Origin of the sequence: Sodalis sp. RH20 (assembly GCF_047324205.1) — a bacterium.
Taxonomy (GTDB): Bacteria; Pseudomonadota; Gammaproteobacteria; order Enterobacterales; family Enterobacteriaceae; genus Acerihabitans.
Genome location: NZ_CP178733.1, coordinates 3,855,809 through 3,871,672 on the forward strand (window position 1 = coordinate 3,855,809; position 15,864 = coordinate 3,871,672).

Below are 15,864 nucleotides of genomic sequence, written 5' to 3' on the forward strand. Positions count from 1 at the left end.
GGTTATTCCCTCCCTACGCGAGTGGTGGTGTCACGCTGGGCGTTGGCCCTGCGCTGGTCCATGACGGAACCGGAACCGCTGTTTTCATTCTGGCCCGGCTCCGCCACTCCAGCGGCGTTGACGGACAGCGGCGGCAGGCGCAGCAGGGTACTGGCGCTGGTATCCTTACGGCTGGCGTCGGGGGCCGGCGGATTGCGCAGCAGTTGATCCAACGGCAGCACCATCACATTGTTGCCGCCTTTATCGTTCACCAGAATTTTACGGGTATGGCTCAATAAACGCTCCATCGAGTCGATGTAAAGACGCTCGCGGGTAATTTCCGGCGCGGCTTTGTATTCAGGCAACAGCTTGGCGAAACGCTGCACCTCGCCTTGTGCCTCCAGCACGGTGCGGGTCCGGTAGGCGCGGCCTTCCTCAAGGATGCGCTGGGCCTGGCCGTTGGCGCGTGGCTGCACCTCATTGGCGTAGGCTTCGGCTTCACGAATATACTGCTGCTCGTTTTCGCGGGCGGCAATGGCATCGTCAAACGCGGCTTTGACTTCCTCGGGCGGGCGGGCGGCCTGGAAGTTGACGTCCAGCAGGGTAATGCCCATGTCGTAAGGACGGATGGTTTCTTCCAGCACACGCTGCGTATCGCTTCTGACCACGGTACGACCCTCGGTGAGGATACGATCCATGGTGTATTTGCCGATCACGCCGCGCAGGGCGCTGTCGGTTGCCTGGCGCAGGCTGTCATCGGCATTGGTGACGCTGAACAGATAGCGCTCGGGATCGGTAACCCGGTACTGCACGTTCATTTCCACGCGCACCACGTTTTCATCGGCGGTCAGCATCACGCCGGAGGCGGCCAGCTCCCGTACCGATTCGACGTTCACGGCCACCACCTGATCAATAAAGGTGGGTTTCCAGTTCAGGCCGGGCTGGACCAGGCGATCGAATTTGCCAAAACGTGTGACAACCCCGCGCTCCGCTTCCTTGATGGTATAAAAACCGCTGCCGGCCCAGATGATGACCACCGCCAGGACAGCGAGACCGACATAACGGCCGCCGCGCGCGGGACCGCTGACGCCGCCGGTGCTATCCGGTGACTTCTTGCCGCCGAACCCACCCAGCTTCTTGCCGAGCTTACGGAAGATATCGTCCAAATCGGGAGGTCCTTGTTCACGTCCGCCTTTATTATTATTTCCGCCAGAGTTGCCGCTATTATTATTGCTGCTCCCCCACGGGTCGCGGTCATGTCCGTTATTACCGGGCTGATTCCACGCCATGTTTTAGCTCCATTTTACTTAATTAGTAGTCTTCAGGCTTTTGTTCCCAAAGGACGGTCAGACAAGATAGTCCGCCAACTCGTTTTCCTGCTTGCAAAGACGACGCCAGTCGATGATGGGTAACCGGACTATCAAACCCATGCTGCCGTCGTCTTCGATCCATTCTTTTTCAATTGCCTGAAGCTGGTAGAACCTGCTGCGTAGACGTCCCGCCTGCGGAGGCAAGCGCAGCTCGTGCTGAGCAATCTCGCCCGACAGGCGCTCGGTCAGCGCCTGAAAAAGCAACGGAATTCCTTCGCCGGTCTGGGAGGACAACCATACCCGTACCGGCACATTTTCCTCATTGCGATCGATACGCGGCACAAAATCGTCCAGCATATCGATTTTATTCATGACTAATAATTCCGGTATTTCATCCGCGTCTATTTCAGCCAGCACCGCATCCACGGCGGCGATATTTTCCTGGCTGCGCACATCCGACGCATCCACGATATGCAGCAATAAAGTGGCTTCGCGCGTTTCCTGCAGCGTGGCCTTAAACGCCGCCACCAGATCATGGGGCAAATGGCGGATAAAACCGACGGTATCCGCCAGGACCGTATCGCCGACATCGTCGACTTCTATACGCCTGAGCGTGGGGTCAAGGGTGGCGAATAACTGGTCTGCGACATACACCCCCGCCTGGGTCAGCCGGTTAAACAGGGTGGATTTACCGGCATTGGTGTATCCCACCAGCGATACCGTGGGGACATCGGCGCGGTTGCGGGCGCGGCGCCCCTGCTCGCGCGTTTTTTCCACCCGCTCCAGGCGCGAGAGTATCAGGGTAATGCGGTTGCGTAATAACCGGCGGTCGGTTTCAAGCTGGGTTTCACCCGGCCCGCGCAAACCGATACCGCCTTTTTGCCGCTCAAGGTGGGTCCATCCCCGCACCAGGCGCGTGGCAAGATGACGCAATTGCGCCAGCTCAACCTGCAGCTTACCCTCATGGGTACGCGCGCGCTGCGCGAAGATATCCAGAATCAGTCCGGTTCGGTCGATAACACGGCATTGGCACAGGCTCTCAAGATTTCGTTCCTGGGCCGGCGACAACGCATGGTCGAATAATACAACAGACGCACCACTGGTTTTAACCGCTTCGGCGATTTCAACGGCCTTTCCCTCACCGACATAATATTTGGGGTGGGGTGCCTTGCGGCTCCCGGTGATGACGTGCAACGCTTCTACCCCGGCGGAAGATACCAGCGACTCAAATTCCTGTAGATCTTCCGTGTCTTTGTCTTGTGAGAAAAAAATGTGAACCAGTATGGCCTGCTCACCGGTATCGTAACGGTCAAACAAGCGTACAACCTCTCAAACGGATAATCCGCAGTTGTAACGGAGCCTTAGCGTCAGCGACACGCTAAAGCACCGCGGTATGGTTAAGCCGGATGCGCCTTATTCGACGTCATCACTTTCCTGGGGCTGTGCAGGCGCCGCAGGATTGCTGCCATGATGATAATTGCTGCTGCTGGCACCACTGGCCGGATTGTTATTGTGATGCGACACCGCACGCGATGGTACTACCGTAGAAATGGCATGCTTATAAACCATCTGACTAACCGTGTTTTTCAACAAAATGACAAACTGGTCAAATGACTCAATCTGGCCCTGCAATTTGATACCATTCACCAAATAAATAGAAACCGGAACCCTTTCCCGACGCAATGCGTTCAAGAACGGATCTTGCAAAGATTGCCCCTTAGCCATTCTATCTTTTCCTTATGTGCTTGTTGTTTGTAACAAGAACCATGTGTGGCTCTAAAATTAACGATGTAAAAAAAAAACGCGTTCAGTACTTTTCAATTGTACACAATCACCCGACCTATGCACTAACAACCTGTAATACCGTATCTAAGGCTGAATGGGGCTTATCACTATCGAGCCAGTGCACTGACCGCCAACCGCGCAACCATGTCATTTGGCGCTTGGCCAACTGACGGGTTGCGCAAATCCCACGAAACACCATTTCATCGTAATCGATTTCACCTGAGAGATATGACCACATCTGGCGATAACCCACACAACGGATGGAGGGCAGATCGGCGTGCAAATCTCCGCGCAGGTAAAGCGCCCTGGCCTCCTGCTCGAAACCGGCGGCCAGCATCTGGTGGAAACGTTGCTCGATACGCTGATGCAACTCTTCGCGGTTTTGCGGCGCAATCGCAAACTGATGAACCCGATAAGGCAATGCTTCGCCAGATATTTTCGTCAGTTCCGTTAGAGTTTTACCTGAAACGAAAAAAACTTCCAGTGCTCTGGACAGTCTCTGGGGATCATTAGGATGAATACGCGTTGCCGCCACCGGATCAATCGTCTGCAACTGACGATGCATAGCCTCCCATCCCTTAAGACCCGCTTCCAGGGCGATACGTTCCCTAATTTCAGGATTTGCCGGGGGCAAGGGGGATAATCCCTCGAGCAACGCCTTGAAATAGAGCATTGTACCGCCAACCAGTAACGGCATACGTCCGGATGCGGTGATTTCTGACATCGCCTGCAGCGCATCTCGGCTAAAATCCGCTGCCGAGTAGGCTTGCGCCGGATCTTTAATGTCGATGAGCCGATGCGGCGCCTGCGCCAGTTCTTCCGGTCCGGGTTTTGCGGTGCCGATATCCATGCCACGATAGATCAGCGCCGAATCCACGCTGATGATCTCTACGGGCAAATGCCGGCAAAGCGCCATGGCCAAGGCGGTTTTACCCGAGGCGGTCGGCCCCATCAGGAACAGGGCCGTGGGACGGTGCGCGTCGTTCATCACGTCACTCATGCTTCAGGGCCTCTACGGCGGCCTCGAGATCCAGCATCACCAGCAGGTCGCCGGGCGGATTTTTAACCCATTGCGGACACAGCCGCTCTACCTCGGCGAGCAGTTGGATTGCCTGGGAAAGGCTCCAGTCATGCTGCTCGCTGCTCAACCGGCCGGCGATCCAGCCGGCGATAATGTCGGTGGAAACCGCTTCCTTTCCCGACAGATAGCCTAACAGTTCTGGAATCAAGTTTTGTAAATTTTGTTGGCGTAATGGTAAAGGTACGCCATTAAGCGTGGCCTGAAGCTGATGAACCTGCAATTGAATACCCAGTTCAGTCAATAAAGCCTGATGGCGATGGTAGGCGGCCACTTCGGGCTCTTGCAGCGCCATGCGCAAGGGAATCAACAGCGGCTGCGCGCGCAGCCCTTCGCCCTCCGGCGTCAACTGCCGGCGCTTGAGGCAGCGCTCCGCCACCGGCAGCGCGATAAGCGCCAGGCGCCGGCGAAATTCCACCAGGGCATAACAGGGCGGGTAGATGGACAATACCCGGCCGAAACTCTGCGCGTCGCCGGTATCATCCGGCGCGGCGGTCGACGGCAGCGCCGCGGTTTGGCGCGCATCACGCGCCCCTGCCGCGCGATCCTCCCGCGCCGGCGCGCCCGGCTGGATCAGCCGCCGGTATAATTCGCCCTCTTTTTTCTGGTAACCGGGGCCGGCGGGATAAGCCGCCGCCGGTTCGCGCAGGGCGCCCCTGCCGGTCGCCCCCGCAGACACGGCCCCCCGGGCCGGGCCGCCGGCGCGCCCCGGGCGTTCGGCGGCGGGGAATAGCGGCGCCGTGGCGGGGGCGGTCAGGGTATTTTTACCCGCGGCCTGGCGATTTTCCGGCGACCAGTGCGCGGCGGATTGCGCCTCGTCATTGAGGGGCAGCGCCGGCGCGGCGCTTTGTTGCAGCACCGAAATAATGGCCTGGTAAATAAAGTCATGCACCAGGCGCGCCTGGTGGAAACGCACCTCATGCTTGGCCGGATGGACGTTGACATCCACCTGATGCGGGTCCACCTCGAGATACAGCACAAACGCCGGCTGCTGGCCTTCGGTCAGTTGCTCCAGATAGGCCTGGCGGATGGCATGGTTAATCAGCTTATCGCGCATCATGCGCTGGTTAACGTAACAATATTGCATTTCCGGCAGCTCGCCGCCGCCGCGGGGGTCGGCCACCCAACCGCGAATGGTCAGATCGCCATGGCTCCACGACACCGCCAGCGCGCGCTGCACAAAAGCCGGTCCGCACAGACTGCCCAGCCGGCGCAGATGCTGGGCTTCCTGGGTCACCGCGCGATATTGCCGCACCGGCTTGCCGTTATGCGTAAGGGTAAAGCTCACGTCGAAACGCGCCAGGGCGATGCGTTTTACCACCTCGTCGATATGGGCGAACTCGGTTTTTTCGGTGCGCATAAATTTGCGCCGCGCCGGCGTATTGTAAAATAAGTCCAGCACTTCCACCGTCGAGCCCACCGGATGCGCGGCCGGCTTCAGGGTCACGTCCATATCGCGGCCTTCGGCATAGGCCTGCCAGGCTTCGCTCTGCGCCTCGGTGCGCGAGGTCAGGGTCAGGCGCGACACAGAGCTGATGCTGGCCAGCGCTTCGCCGCGAAAACCCAGGCTGACGATCGCCTCGAGATCGTCGAGCGTAACAATTTTACTGGTGGCGTGGCGCGCCAACGCCAGCGCCAGCTCGTCTTTATCGATGCCGCAGCCGTTATCGCGGATGCGGATAAGCCTGGCGCCGGCTTTTTCAATATCGATATCGATGCGGGTGGCCCCGGCGTCCAGGCTGTTTTCCACCAGTTCCTTCACCACGGACGCGGGTCGTTCCACCACCTCGCCCGCGGCGATCTGGTTGGCTAGCTGTGGCGGCAGCACCTGAATGGGCATGACGGCATTACCTCTGGCATTATGCGGGTGGAATAATCAACGTCTGACCTAACATGACATTATCGGATTTAAGCTTATTAACGCGTTTCAGGGTATCGCTGCGCACCCCATATTTTGCGGCAATGCCGGTCAGCGAATCCCCCACCGCCACTTTATGACGGCGCGCGCGGGCGGCCTGCGTTTGTTGCGGCACGGCGCCCGCCGGAATTTTCAGCCGCTGTCCTACCCAGACGACATCCCGTTTCAGTTTATTCAGATCGCGCAGCGCGGCCATGCTGACGCCATATTGCGCCGCGATGCCGGACAGGGTCTCGCCCCGTTGCACGGTATGGCGGGTCACCGTTGCCGATGCCGCCGCGCCGCCCGCGGGCTGTACCGCGCCGGCGGTGGATTGCGACACCGCCTGCACGCCGCTGGCGCCGGCATCCATCGCCGAACTGACGCCCTGCGGCCGGTTTTCCAGCTTCGGACCGTTTTGCTGCGGATGCGACGCGAAATACGCCCGCAGGCCAAGATAAATGGCGTTGGCAATTTTATCCTGGTAATCACTGCTGCCCAGCAACCGCTCTTCGCCGGTATTGCTGATAAAACCGGTTTCCACCAGAAGCGATGGAATATCCGGTGAGCGCAATACTCCAAGGCTTGCGTGCTCCGGCCGCGCTTTATGTAGCGAGCCGACGTTGCGCAACTGCCGCAGCACCCGGGTGGCGACGTCGTACCCTACCCGCTGTGAATGGCCGAACTGCAAATCCAGCACCGCCTGGCTGAGATACGGATCGGCGGCGCTGTTGGCCAGCAAATCCCCCGCGCCGCCGAGCAGTTCCGATTGCTTTTCATGCTGTTCCAGCCAGTTGCCCATTTCGCTATTGGCGCGGCGGTTGGACAAGACCCAGACCGACGCGCCGTTGGCGCTGCGGTTTGGCGCGGCATCGGCATGTATCGACACCAGCACGCTGGCGCCCTGTTTACGCGCCACATCGGAGCGGCCCATGACCGAGATAAAATAATCGCCGTCGCGGGTCAGCGCCGGCCTGAACATCGGATCGGCATCCAGCAGCGCTTTCAGTTTGCGGGCAATGGCGATGGTGACATTCTTCTCCTTCAGGCCGTTTGGCCCGATGGCGCCGGGGTCCTGCCCGCCGTGCCCCGCATCGATGGCCACCACCACCCGATCGCCGGACGCCACCGCGCGCCGCGGTCCCCGTGCGGCAGGCGCCGCGTTGGCGGGCGCGCCGTCAAACGGATTGTCCTGCGCCGCCGGCGTCGCCTCGCCGGACGCCGCGCGGGTAACGCGCGCGCGATTTGGCGACGGGGTAACCTGCGCGGGCCTGGCCTGCGCCGGCCGGGGCTGTCCGGTCAAGGTAAAGACCAGGGTATAGCGGCCGTTCTCTTGTGCGGCGGCGGCCTGCACGCGCGATTTGCGCGTCAGTTCAAATACCAGCCGGATACTCTGCGCGTCGGGCGCCTGGCTGCTGCGAATGCGGCTGATGATGTTCTGGCCGTTAAAGTTCAGCGGCAGCCCTTGGGCCACGGCGCTATCGCGGATATCCACCACCACCCGTTCCGGATTGTGCAAGGAAAAGAAGGCATACACCGGCTGCGCGGCAAAACCCAGCGTCACCGTCGAGCGCTCGTCGCCGTTGGTCACATTGATATCGCTGAGGTTTGCCGCTAACGCCTGTCCCATCAGGCACCCGAACACAATGAATAAAATCGTCCTGATCTTCAGCATCATGAATGATTTTCCCGGCGTGACGCCAGCCGCGCCAGGATATGCGCGCCGCGATCGGATCGGGGCTCCAGCTGCGCCTGGCGCCCGGCGCCGACATACTCAAGCGACAGGACGATATCGGCGTCAGGCAGTATTCCCTGGCCTTTTTGGGGCCATTCCACCAGGCACAGGGCATCCTGATCGAAATAATCACGCACGCCCATAAACTCCAGTTCTTCAGCATCCGCCAGACGGTAAAGGTCGAAATGATAGACCGTCCTCGGCGTTAATTCATAAGGTTCGACCAGGGTGTATGTCGGGCTTTTCACATTGCCCGCGTAGCCCAGGGCGCGTAAAAAACCGCGGCAAAACGTTGTTTTGCCGGCGCCCAGATCGCCATAGAGATAAATCACACAGGATTGTCGGCAGGCCGCGGCCAGCGCCGCGCCTAATGCTATGGTCGCCGTTTCGTCCGGCAAAGGTAATACACGTTTGTCCATGTCTGATTTCTATGCGATACGTTCAGGATTAACAAATTGAGATAACGCGGGCAGCAAATCCGTGGCCAGCATACCCCGCGTTCCTTTTTCCGCCGCCAGCTGGTCGGCGGTGGCGCCATGCACGACACAGCCGGCGCAGGCCGCCTCATACAGCGGCAGTTTCTGCGCCAGCAAACCGCCGATAATGCCCGACAGCAGATCGCCCATGCCGCCCGAGGCCATGCCGGCGTTACCGACATCGGCGACGGCCATGCGGCCTTCATCGTCGGCAATAAGCGTGCCGGCGCCTTTCAGGACCACCACGCCGCCGTACCGTTTAATGATATTTTTCGCCGCGAGTAAGCGGTCACTTTCAATGTCGCCTACCTTAGTATTCAGCAGGCGGGCGGCCTCCCCGGGATGCGGGGTGATAATACGATTGTGACGTTTCTGTGGGTTGAATGCCAGCAGGTTAAGCGCATCCGCATCCCACAACATAGGTTTAGTGCAGTTTTCCACAACGCGCAGCGCATTTTTCCCCCACTCCGTCTGGCCCAGTCCCGGGCCGATGACAATGACGTCCGCCCACTCGAGCCCCTGGCGCAGGGACGCGTCGTTAAGGGGCTCGACCATCAGTTCCGGGCGGGCGGTCAGCAACGATGCGATATTTTCCTCACGGGTCAGTACCCGCACCAGGCCGGCGCCGGCGCGCAGCGCCGCCTCTCCGGTCATGCGAATGGCGCCGGACAGGCCGCGATCGCCGCCGACGATCAGTAAACGCCCGTTATCCCCTTTATGGGAACAGGGATCGCGCGGTGTGAGCCAGCGCGTCAGCTGCGAAGCGGTCAGCCGTTCCATAACCGGCGCCTGGCGCGCCAGCCAGGGCGCCAGTCCCAGGTCGTCATAGTGTAGCCGTCCGGTCACGCTGCGCGCTTTGCCGGTCAGCAAACCGGGCTTGAGGGCGATAAAAGTCAGGGTATGCGCCGCGTTTATCACCGCCCCCGCCACCGCGCCGGTTTGCGCATTCAGGCCGGAGGGAATATCCAGCGCGACGACCGGGGCGGCATGGCCGTTAGCCGCCGCGATAAGGGTGCTATAAGGCGCGCGCGGGGCCGCCGCCAGGCCGGTGCCCAGCAAACCGTCGATAATCACGTCCGTTCGCTCCGGCCAGACGGCGTCGGCCCCCAGGACAGTCCCGCCGGCATCCAGCCACGCCTGGCGCGCCAGCCGGGCCTGTTCCGGCAGCGAGTGGATCCCCTTACACTCGATAAGCGTTACCTGCCTGCGTTGCGACCGGGCCAGGCGCGCCACCACGTAGGCGTCGCCGCCGTTATTGCCGTGGCCGGCCAGGATCAGGTAATGGCCGGCAAACGGATAAAGCCAGCTCAGGGCGCGCCAGGCGGCGGCCCCCGCGCGCTCCATTAATTCATACAGCGTTACCCCGGCGAGATCCGCCGCCTCCGGTTCCCAGCCCCGCAGCCACTCCGCCCCGTAGACGGAATGTGGTAAACTTGCAGAGCTTGTTTTCTTTTTATGGTCCGCCATGTCATACCCTTTTGATCTTTTGGAATTAGCCCGGCTTATCAAGCAATGGGGGCGGGAACTGGGTTTTCAACAGGTCGGCATCTGCGATACCGATCTGGCCGCCCATGAGCCCGCCTTGCAAACCTGGCTGGACAACCAGTATCACGGCGAAATGGCCTGGATGTCCCGTCACGGCATGCTGCGCGCGCGCCCCCATGAATTGCTGCCCGGGACCCTGCGGGTCATCAGCGTCAGGATGAATTACCTGCCGGCCGGGGCCGCCTTTGCCCGTACCCTGAATAATCCCCGTATGGGTTATGTTAGCCGCTATGCGCTGGGACGCGACTATCACAAGGTTTTACGTCAGCGTCTTAAGCAGTTGGGCAACAAAATTCAGGATTGGTGCCAAGGGGTAAACTTTCGGCCGTTTGTCGACTCAGCGCCGATCATGGAGCGCCCCCTGGCCGCCAAGGCCGGCATCGGCTGGGTTGGTAAACACTCGCTAATCTTGAATCGCGAGGCCGGCTCCTGGTTTTTCCTCGGGGAATTACTCATCGACTTGCCCCTGCCGGTAGACCAGCCCCAGGAGGAACAATGCGGGCGCTGCGTCGCCTGCATGACCACCTGCCCCACCGGCGCCATTGTCGCGCCCTACCAGGTGGATGCGCGCCGCTGCATTTCTTATCTTACCATCGAACTGGACGGCGAGATCCCCGAGGCGCTGCGTCCGCTGATTGGCAACCGCATCTACGGTTGCGACGATTGCCAGCTAATCTGCCCGTGGAACCGTTTTTCCCAATTAACCGACGAGCCGGACTTCAGCCCCCGGGCGGTACTGCATACCCCGGAATTACTGGCATTGTTTGCCTGGGACGAGGCGCGGTTCCTGCGCGTTACCGAAGGGTCGGCCATCAGGCGCATCGGCCATTTGCGCTGGCTGCGCAACGTGGCGGTAGCCCTGGGCAATGCCCCTTATGAAGATAATGTCGTGCTCGCCCTGCGGGAACGGCTGGGCGAAAACGCCATGCTTGACGTGCATATACGCTGGGCCATCGATCAGCAACTGCTGCGGCGGGACGCCGGGACGGTCAGCGTACAGACCGCGCAGCAAAAGCGGCTGGTAAGGGCGATTGAAAAGGGTTTAGTTCGCGACGCGTAAGCCGCGGCAGCTGATTATAGCGCAATGTTTTAAAAATTCCCGCCTGTGGATAAAATTAAAAAACCGTTGGCAATCAAGCACGCTAAAAAAGGCAATAGGCGCCACCGACGTTTTTAAATAAATTTTAATTGATAAATATCAAAGGACTAAACTTTTCTTTTGATCTGAACACTGGTAAGGGAAAATTATTATTACGAGGCTGCGCTGTGGATAACTCTGTTCAAAACATTTTGGCCCGCGCTGTAACCGCCGCGATGCGCAAATGCATGATAGCCATTGAATGTAAGCGGATTTTGATGTTGGAGCGGGAAACGAGGCTCGAACTCGCGACCCCAACCTTGGCAAGGTTGTGCTCTACCACTGAGCTATTCCCGCTTTATGTGTGACTGAGTAACGTCTGGCTGTCTGTTGCGGGAATGACCCTGGGTCATCACGTCGACCGCCGATAAAAAACGTCTGCCGAGCAAAGGCGCCTTTTCGAAACAGCTGCTTTCAACCATTTGAAATAGAAAGCTTTTTTTACAAATCCCCGCTCAGGAATGGACGAGATTATGGACTGATACCCTAAGAGAGTCAATAACTCGGCGGAAATTTATTGTCTCTCCCCGGCGAACCGTAGACGGCGCTTTACCCGTTACGGCAACGGAAGGGCGGGTGGTGCGTTTACATTACGGCGCGCGACCTGCGACCTGAACCGTTATCCGGGACGGGCCGGCCGCCGGCCTTATTCCCTTGGCGAATTGCCTTGCTTTTTGTAACATCCAACCACGTCAACTGCTATCAGGACTATACCAATGCACACATCCAACACCCTGCGCGCGGCGCTCGACAGCCGCCGCCTGTTTACCGCCATGGCCGCGCACAATCCGCTGGCGGCGCGGCTTGCCGAGGAAGCGGGTTTTGACGGTATCTGGGGCAGCGGCTTTGAACTGTCGGCGAGCTATGCGGTGCCCGATGCCAACATCCTGTCGATGGGCACCCATCTGGAGATGATGCGCGCCATCGCCGCCACCGTGTCGACGCCGCTTATCGCCGATATCGACACCGGCTTCGGCAATGCGGTGAACGTCAGCTACATCATTCCGCAATACGAGGCCGCCGGCGCAGCGGCCGTGGTGATGGAAGACAAGACCTTTCCCAAGGACACCAGCCTGCGCGCGCAGGGCCGCCAGGAACTGGTGCGCATCGAGGAATTCCAGGGCAAGATCGGCGCCGCGGTCGCCGCCCGGCGGCACAAGGATTTTGTCGTTATCGCCCGCGTGGAGGCGCTGATCGCGGGGCTGGGCCAGGACGAGGCCCTGCGCCGCGCCGCAGCCTATGAGGAAGCCGGCGCGGACGCCATCCTGATCCACTCCAGGCAGAAGACGCCCGACGAGATCCTGGCCTTTATCGCCGCCTGGACAGGCCGGGTTCCCCTGGTGCTGGTGCCCACGGCGTATCCACAGCTTACCGAGGCCGATATCGCCGCCAGCGGCAAGGTGGGCATCGTGATCTACGGCAATCACGCCATTCGCGCCGCCGCGGGCGCGATGCGCGCCGTGTTCGCGCAGATCCGCCGTGACGGCGGCATACAGAATGTCGACGCCACCCTTCCCGCGGTCAAGGATATCATCACCTGGCAAGGGGATGCTTATATGCGCGCTATTGAAAAACGCTTTTTGCGCTGAGGCGTTCACGGTGCTGACCGTGGTATGGCCTGCCTGCGGGGAGGAATATCGGGTGGCGTGCCGGGACTGCAATGAAAAATGCCACAGGGCTTTCGCCCTGTGGCATCTATCCGTCACCGCCCTGAACGGGCGCCCGCGACGTACTAATTGGAGCGGGAAACGAGGCTCGAACTCGCGACCCCAACCTTGGCAAGGTTGTGCTCTACCACTGAGCTATTCCCGCATTGTTATTCTGAATCACTTTTTTATGCCGGAAGGCATTTTTTCTTTATGCATCGCGTTTTGTCATGCCGACGAAACCCGATGTTGCAATGTTTGGAGCGGGAAACGAGGCTCGAACTCGCGACCCCAACCTTGGCAAGGTTGTGCTCTACCACTGAGCTATTCCCGCTTTTTATGCTCTATCACCGAGTGATAAAGTCCACGTCTATCGCTGACGCTATATTCCGATTACGCACGCGGCCACGACAATATTTTGCACCGGTACGGGGAGCGCATTATACGAGAAAACATTTTCCCTGCAAGCCCCGACGGGCAAAAATCTGCGCTTTTCGCTCAACTGCCGATAAAAACAGCAATATGGCGTTTTTACCGGCAATCAATGAAACATCAGCGGCTTATCCGCGCGGCCAGTGAGCGGCGCGGCGCCGGCGATAAATAATCAAAGACGAATAAAATGCTCGCGGTAATAGGCCAGTTCCGCCACCGACTCGCGGATATCATCCAGGGCCTGGTGGCTGCTGTTTTTGGTCAGCCCCTCCAGGATTTGCGGTTTCCAGCGCCGGGCCAGTTCCTTAAGCGTGCTGACATCCAGGTAACGATAGTGGAAATAGGCCTCCAGTTCCGGCATATAGCGGAACAGGAAACGACGGTCCTGGCCGATGCTGTTGCCGCAGATGGGCGATTTCCCGGCGGGCACCCATTCCCGCAGAAACGCCAGCGTTAACGCCACCGCACTGTCCTCGTCGATACGGCTGGCCCGGACGCGTTCCACCAGGCCGCTGGCGGTATGGGTGCGCACGTTCCACTCGTCCATGACGGCCAGTTGCTCTTGCGTCTGATGCACGGCCAATACCGGGCCTTCCGCCAGGATATTTAGGTTGGCGTCCGTCACCAGGCTGGCGATTTCAATAATGCGATCGCGTTCGGGATCAAGCCCGGTCATTTCCAGATCGATCCAAATCAGGTTGTTGTCATTTACCGGCATGATTTTCTCGTTGCTAAGGTTTCACGGCGTTTCTGTTAGAATACTGTGTATCATAGACGTTTTCATCGCCACGGGCGATTCATGAGCTACAAGTGAGGCACGGTGACTAAAAATAAACTGTCCAAAGGCCAGCAGCGGCGCGTACAGGCAAATCATCAGCGCCGCCTGAGAACCGATCGCGGCGTCGATTGGGATGACTCGCTTTTAGGCCAGGCCCAGGAAGGCACGGTCGTCAGCCGCTTCGGCATGCACGCCGACGTGGAAGCCGCGGACGGTATCATACACCGCTGCAACCTGCGCCGCACGCTGGGCTCGGTGGTGACCGGCGATCGGGTGGTCTGGCGGCCCGGCAGCGAGGCCTCATCGGGCATCAAGGGCATTATCGAGGCGATTCATCCCCGGACTTCGGTGCTAACGCGGCCGGATTTTTACGACGGCGTCAAGCCCATCGCCGCCAATATGAACCAAATCGTGATTGTATCGGCCATCTTGCCGGAGCTGTCGGTGAACATTATCGACCGCTATCTGGTGGCCTGCGAGACAGTGGAGGTTGAACCGCTGATCGTACTCAATAAAATCGATCTGCTGGACGCAAAGGAACGGGCCTGGGTGGACGCCACCATGGAAGTCTACAGCCGGATAGGCTATCGCGTGCTGATGGTATCGAGCCAGACGCGCGAGGGGATGGCAGGGCTTGAGGCGGCATTGACGGATCGCATCAGCATCTTCGCGGGGCAGTCCGGGGTGGGCAAATCCAGCTTGCTTAATGCCCTGCTGCCTCCTGAACACGCGCAGATCGTGGTCAATACCGTGTCCGATAACTCGGGACTCGGCCAGCACACCACCACCACGGCGCGCATGTATCATTTCAAAAGCGGCGGCCAGGTTATCGACTCCCCCGGCGTGCGGGAATTCGGCTTATGGCATCTGGAACCAGAACAGGTCACCCAGGGATTTATTGAATTCAGGCCGTATCTGGGCAACTGTAAATTCCGCGACTGCCGGCATGATACCGATCCGGGCTGCGCCATCCGCGCCGCCGTGGAGAGCGGCGACATTTCCGCCATTCGTTTCGAGAATTATCATCAGATACTCGACAGCATGTCGCAGGTAAAAACACGTAAATCCTTTTCCGAAACGGATCACTGACATTTATCCTGAGCGCCGCTACAATTTCTCCCGGTTCGTTGTTGTTTCACCCACGCATGTACGAGGTTTCTGTGCTCGATAGGATCAAAATAGCATTGCAGTATTTATTGCCCAAGCGTTGGCTGACCCAATTGGCCGGCTGGGGGGCCGAACTGCAGGCAGGTTGGCTGACGAAACTGGTCATCGATCTGTTCGTGCGGGTTTACCGGGTGGATATGCAGGAAGCGCAGCAGCCCGATACGTCGGCCTATCCTACTTTCAACGCTTTTTTTGTCCGGCCGCTGCGCGATGACGCGCGTCCCATCGACAGCGATCCCGACACGCTGGTCATGCCGGCGGACGGTATCATTTCCCAATCGGGACCGATAGCGGGCGAACAGGTTTTTCAGGCCAAGGGGCATCACTATAGCCTGGAAGCGCTGCTGGCGGGCAACGAGCATCTGGTCGAGCTCTTTCGCGACGGCGCGTTTGTCACCACCTATCTTGCGCCGCGCGATTATCACCGGGTGCATATGCCCTGCAACGGCATCCTGCGGGAAATGATTTATGTGCCGGGCGAGCTGTTTTCGGTCAATCCGCTGACCGCGGCCAATATACCGAACCTGTTCGCCCGCAACGAACGGGCGATCTGCGTATTCGACACCGATTTTGGACCGATGGCGCAAATCCTGGTCGGCGCCACCATTGTCGGCAGTATCGAGACCACCTGGTCCGGCGTGGTGACGCCGCCGCGCGACGGCATTATCAAGCGCTGGCGCTATCCGACGGCGGATGAAGACGGTGCGGTGGTATTTCTGAAAGGCCAGGAGATGGGGCGGTTTAAGCTTGGCTCCACGGTGGTGAACCTTTTTGCCAAAGGCGGCGTTTCCCTGGGCGATCATCTTCACAGTCGCGCGGCAACCCGCGTCGGCGAACGTCTCGCCACCGGCATCGCCCAGGCGGACAGTCCGTTGCCTTAACCGGCCCGGAGCAACCA

General features: G+C 59.4%; 13 protein-coding genes and 3 tRNA genes. 4 read left to right on the forward strand and 12 right to left on the reverse strand.

Features of this window, described 5'->3' with window-relative positions; all coding sequences use genetic code 11:
- Nucleotides 1-2: 2 nt before the first annotated feature.
- The 8 genes from hflK to nnr form a co-directional block, all read right to left on the reverse strand.
- A complete protein-coding gene (hflK, locus tag ACL2XM_RS17755) occupies nt 3-1,268 on the reverse strand; it encodes an FtsH protease activity modulator HflK (RefSeq protein WP_410012154.1) in 1,266 nt (421 codons plus the stop codon).
- A 57-nt stretch (nt 1,269-1,325) separates the two neighbouring features.
- Nucleotides 1,326-2,606 (reverse strand): ribosome rescue GTPase HflX, encoded by a 1,281-nt coding sequence (hflX, locus tag ACL2XM_RS17760; protein ID WP_410012156.1) that lies wholly within the window; start codon nt 2,604-2,606, stop codon nt 1,326-1,328.
- Nucleotides 2,607-2,702: 96 nt separating this feature from the next.
- Nucleotides 2,703-3,014: an RNA chaperone Hfq gene (gene hfq / locus ACL2XM_RS17765; protein WP_331121869.1), complete on the reverse strand. Its 312-nt coding sequence runs from the start codon at nt 3,012-3,014 to the stop codon at nt 2,703-2,705.
- 115 nt (nt 3,015-3,129) lie between these two features.
- A complete protein-coding gene (gene miaA / locus ACL2XM_RS17770; RefSeq protein ID WP_410016631.1) occupies nt 3,130-4,062 on the reverse strand; it encodes a tRNA (adenosine(37)-N6)-dimethylallyltransferase MiaA in 933 nt (310 codons plus the stop codon).
- Between the two features lie 4 nt (nt 4,063-4,066).
- On the reverse strand, nt 4,067-5,992 hold the full coding sequence (gene mutL, locus ACL2XM_RS17775) for a DNA mismatch repair endonuclease MutL (RefSeq protein ID WP_413731307.1): 1,926 nt from the start codon (nt 5,990-5,992) through the stop codon (nt 4,067-4,069).
- Between the two features lie 19 nt (nt 5,993-6,011).
- Nucleotides 6,012-7,727 (reverse strand): N-acetylmuramoyl-L-alanine amidase AmiB, encoded by a 1,716-nt coding sequence (gene amiB, locus ACL2XM_RS17780; protein WP_413728899.1) that lies wholly within the window; start codon nt 7,725-7,727, stop codon nt 6,012-6,014.
- Nucleotides 7,724-8,203 (reverse strand): tRNA (adenosine(37)-N6)-threonylcarbamoyltransferase complex ATPase subunit type 1 TsaE, encoded by a 480-nt coding sequence (gene tsaE / locus ACL2XM_RS17785; RefSeq protein ID WP_410012159.1) that lies wholly within the window; start codon nt 8,201-8,203, stop codon nt 7,724-7,726. The genes amiB and tsaE overlap by 4 nt, the downstream gene beginning before the upstream one ends.
- 9 nt (nt 8,204-8,212) lie before the next feature.
- The gene (nnr, locus tag ACL2XM_RS17790) at nt 8,213-9,727 is read right to left on the reverse strand and encodes a bifunctional ADP-dependent NAD(P)H-hydrate dehydratase/NAD(P)H-hydrate epimerase (protein ID WP_413731309.1); all 1,515 of its coding nucleotides are present in this window, start codon (nt 9,725-9,727) and stop codon (nt 8,213-8,215) included.
- On the opposite strand from nnr, the gene queG reads away from it, so the two are divergent.
- Nucleotides 9,726-10,865, forward strand: a complete 1,140-nt coding sequence (gene queG, locus ACL2XM_RS17795) for a tRNA epoxyqueuosine(34) reductase QueG (protein WP_413722080.1) — start codon at nt 9,726-9,728, stop codon at nt 10,863-10,865. The genes nnr and queG overlap by 2 nt on opposite strands.
- 300 nt (nt 10,866-11,165) lie before the next feature.
- Here the strand turns inward: queG and ACL2XM_RS17800 are convergent.
- A tRNA-Gly gene (locus tag ACL2XM_RS17800) sits at nt 11,166-11,240 on the reverse strand.
- 419 nt (nt 11,241-11,659) lie between these two features.
- Here ACL2XM_RS17800 and ACL2XM_RS17805 point away from each other — a divergent pair.
- Complete coding sequence (locus ACL2XM_RS17805; RefSeq protein ID WP_413731310.1) at nt 11,660-12,532, forward strand: phosphonopyruvate hydrolase; 873 nt, start codon at nt 11,660-11,662, stop codon at nt 12,530-12,532.
- Between the two features lie 148 nt (nt 12,533-12,680).
- Here the strand turns inward: ACL2XM_RS17805 and ACL2XM_RS17810 are convergent.
- The 3 genes from ACL2XM_RS17810 to orn all read right to left on the reverse strand — a co-directional run bounded on the left by ACL2XM_RS17810 (nt 12,681) and on the right by orn (nt 13,739).
- Nucleotides 12,681-12,755 (reverse strand) — tRNA-Gly (locus ACL2XM_RS17810).
- 93 nt (nt 12,756-12,848) lie between these two features.
- Nucleotides 12,849-12,923, reverse strand: a tRNA-Gly gene (locus ACL2XM_RS17815).
- Nucleotides 12,924-13,193: 270 nt separating this feature from the next.
- Nucleotides 13,194-13,739 carry an oligoribonuclease gene (orn, locus tag ACL2XM_RS17820; protein WP_413722078.1) on the reverse strand — a complete coding sequence of 182 codons (546 nt, stop codon included), beginning with the start codon at nt 13,737-13,739 and terminating at the stop codon, nt 13,194-13,196.
- 102 nt (nt 13,740-13,841) lie between these two features.
- On the opposite strand from orn, the gene rsgA reads away from it, so the two are divergent.
- Together rsgA and asd are read left to right on the forward strand one after the other, a co-directional pair.
- Nucleotides 13,842-14,888: a small ribosomal subunit biogenesis GTPase RsgA gene (gene rsgA, locus ACL2XM_RS17825; RefSeq protein ID WP_413722077.1), complete on the forward strand. Its 1,047-nt coding sequence runs from the start codon at nt 13,842-13,844 to the stop codon at nt 14,886-14,888.
- Between the two features lie 71 nt (nt 14,889-14,959).
- Nucleotides 14,960-15,847 (forward strand): archaetidylserine decarboxylase, encoded by an 888-nt coding sequence (asd, locus tag ACL2XM_RS17830; RefSeq protein WP_413731312.1) that lies wholly within the window; start codon nt 14,960-14,962, stop codon nt 15,845-15,847.
- Nucleotides 15,848-15,864: the final 17 nt, after the last annotated feature.